Below are 2,636 nucleotides of genomic sequence, written 5' to 3'. Positions count from 1 at the left end.
TTCATCGGCGTGGACGTCTTCTTCGTGATCAGCGGGTTCCTCATCACCGGCCTGATCGTGACCGAGCGGGAGCGCACCGGCCGGTTCTCCCCCGGCGGGTTCTGGCGTCGCCGGGCCCGGCGGCTGCTGCCAGCCCTGGTTCCCCTGGTACTGCTCTGTTGCACCGCCGCCTGGCTGATCGGCGGCGACGTGCTTGTGGGCCTGGGCTGGAAGCTGCTCGGCGCCGGCACCTTCAGCTACAACTGGGTGTCGTTGACCGCCGACACCAGCTATTTCGGCGCCGGCGCCCCCGAGCTGTTCCGCAACCTGTGGTCGCTGGCGGTGGAGGAACAGTTCTACCTGGTGTGGCCGTTGGTGCTGCTACTTCTGCTGCGGCTGCGCCGCCCATGGCTGAGGCTGGCGCTCGTGGCGCTGCTCGCCGCCGCCTCGGCCGGGTGGATGGGCGTGGCGTTCCAGCCCGGCACCGACCCCACCCGGGTGTACTACGGCTCGGACACCCACAGCTTCGGCCTGCTCATCGGCGCCGCCCTGGCCCTTCTGCTGCGGCCCCGGCCGACCCCGGCCGACCCCGGCGTGCTACGCCGTGCCGTGACCGCCGCCCGCCCGTGGTGCGGGGTGGCGGCGCTGGCCGGCCTGCTCGGCGCCGCGGTGTGGCTGCCCGATGATGCCACGCTCACCTACCGCGGCGGCCTGGCCGGGGTGAGCCTCGCCACCGCCGTGGTGATCTGGGCCGGCGTGGCCGACGGCCGGTTCGGGCGGATGCTCGACGTGGCGCCGCTCCGTTACCTCGGCGAACGCTCCTACGGCCTCTACCTCTGGCACTGGCCGCTGCTGGTGCTGCTGCAGCTCGTGGCCCCGTTCGGCCGGGCGCCTGGTGGCCCGGTTGCCACCGGTGCGCTCACTCTGCTGCTCACGCTGGGCATCGCGGCGGCGTCGTACCGCTGGTTGGAGATCCCCATCCGCCGGCTCGGGCTCCGCGCCGGCTGGGCCCGGGTCTGGGCGCCCATCGCCGGCACCGGGCCGCGTATCGGCTCCCGCCGCCTAGCCGCCCTGTCCGTCGTCGTAACCGCGACCGTGACGCTGTCGTTGCTGGCCGGCACCGCCGCATCAGTGCTGCTGGCGCCCACGCTCACCACCGCGCAGGCGGAGGTGCTGCGCGGGCAGCAGGCGTTGGCCCGAGCCGAGAAGGCCGCGGCGGCGCAGGCCGTGCAGGACGCCGCGGCGAAGGCCGCCGGCCTGACCGCGGTGGCGACGCGTGGCTCGAAGATCACCGCGGTGGGCGATTCGGTGATGCTGGCCTCCGCCGCCGAGCTGCAGGCGGAATTCCCCGGCATCACGATTGACGCCGCCGTGTCCCGCGGCATGCGGGCGGCTCCGGAGATCCTGGCCGCGCAACGGGATGCCGGCACCCTCCGTGACATCGTGGTGGTGGGCCTGGGCACCAACGGCGAGATTACCCCGTCCGACCTGGCCGCCATCATGCGGGTGGTCGGCCCGAGCCGGGAACTCATCATGGTGAACGCGTTCGCGGACCGGGACTGGACCCCGGGCGTGAACGCCGAGCTCGCCGACTTCTCGAAGCACCGCAGCCAGGTTGCCCTGGCCGACTGGCACAGCGCCATCGCCCCGCACGTGGACGTCCTCGCGGGCGACGGCATCCACCCCGGCCCGACCGGTGGGGCCATCTATGCCGACGCCGTGGCCGCCGCCCTGGACAGCCTGGCCGACGCCCCGCTGACCCGTGGCCCCGGCGCCGACACGCTCCAGGCTTTCCGCGCCCCGTAGCCGGACCCCGCTCCCCCGCGTGGCCGTTCCCGCCCCGGTACGCCGTCCGTGCCGCTACGTTGGGGTCATGATCCGCACCGTTGCACTCACCTTCATTGCCGTTCTCGCGCTGACCGGCTGTTCCTCGGCTGTCGCTCCCGATCCCCCGGCCTCACCGACCTCGGCGACCAGCGCCACGGCGAGTCCGACCCCGACCGCTACCGCGGCCCCGGCGTCCACCGCCACGGCCTCACCGACGCCGTCCGCCACCACGTCGGAGACCCCGGTGACCGCCCCCGGCTGTGACACCGTTCTGACCGACGACGAGTACGCGTCCCTGGCGGCGGACGGGCTGGTCCTGGCCCCGGACGTCCGGGTCCTGGACGATGTGATGCAGACCCTCATGGACGAGGGGTTCGGCTGTCAGTGGGCCGGCGGCGGCGATGTGAGCGTCTGGTATGCCCAGGCGGACCACGACGAGGCCACGTGGGCCGCCCGGCGCCAAGAGCTGCTCGACGCGGGCTGGACGGAGACGGACACCCCGACCGAGGGCGTCCTGGCGGCGCCGGCCGACCACGACCCCAATTACGTGCCCGTCGTGGTGCACCGCAACGGCGTCACCTACTACGCGAGCTACGACCGCTTCCTGGGCTCCGTGACCGCGTTGCTCGGTTAGAGCCCGTCCGAAACTCGCCCGCGAGTCGTCACCGCACCCCCTGTGGCGGGATGCGCCCGCTCCGGGCGCGGCACACAGAAAGGGCCCGACCGGAGTCGGGCCCTTTCGGGTGCTGCTAGATGAGGCTGGTGCTACTTGGCTTCCTCAACGGGAGCCTCAGCGGCGGGAGCCTCAGCGGCGTCGGCCTCGACGGTCT

General features: G+C 73.2%; 2 protein-coding genes. Both read left to right on the top strand.

All coding sequences use genetic code 11. The annotated features are described in order from the left end of the window. A partial coding sequence (locus tag JWP54_RS09745) for an acyltransferase family protein (RefSeq protein ID WP_297371066.1) occupies positions 1-1,785 on the top strand: 1,785 nt, incomplete at its 5' end. 67 nt (positions 1,786-1,852) lie between these two features. Next, positions 1,853-2,440: a hypothetical protein gene (locus tag JWP54_RS09740; RefSeq protein WP_297371063.1), complete on the top strand. Its 588-nt coding sequence runs from the start codon at positions 1,853-1,855 to the stop codon at positions 2,438-2,440. The last annotated feature ends 196 nt before the right edge of the window (positions 2,441-2,636 follow it).

Origin of the sequence: Cryobacterium sp. (assembly GCF_025463825.1) — a bacterium.
In the GTDB taxonomy this organism is placed as follows: domain Bacteria; phylum Actinomycetota; class Actinomycetes; order Actinomycetales; family Microbacteriaceae; genus Cryobacterium.
Note: the sequence above shows the minus strand (reverse complement) of the source record. Positions and strands in the feature narration are given on the sequence as shown.

Coding starts and splice junctions, on each gene's coding strand:
- JWP54_RS09740 (WP_297371063.1), top strand. CDS start 1,853: ATGATCCGCACCGTTGCACTCACCTTCATTGCCGTTCTCGCGCTGACC.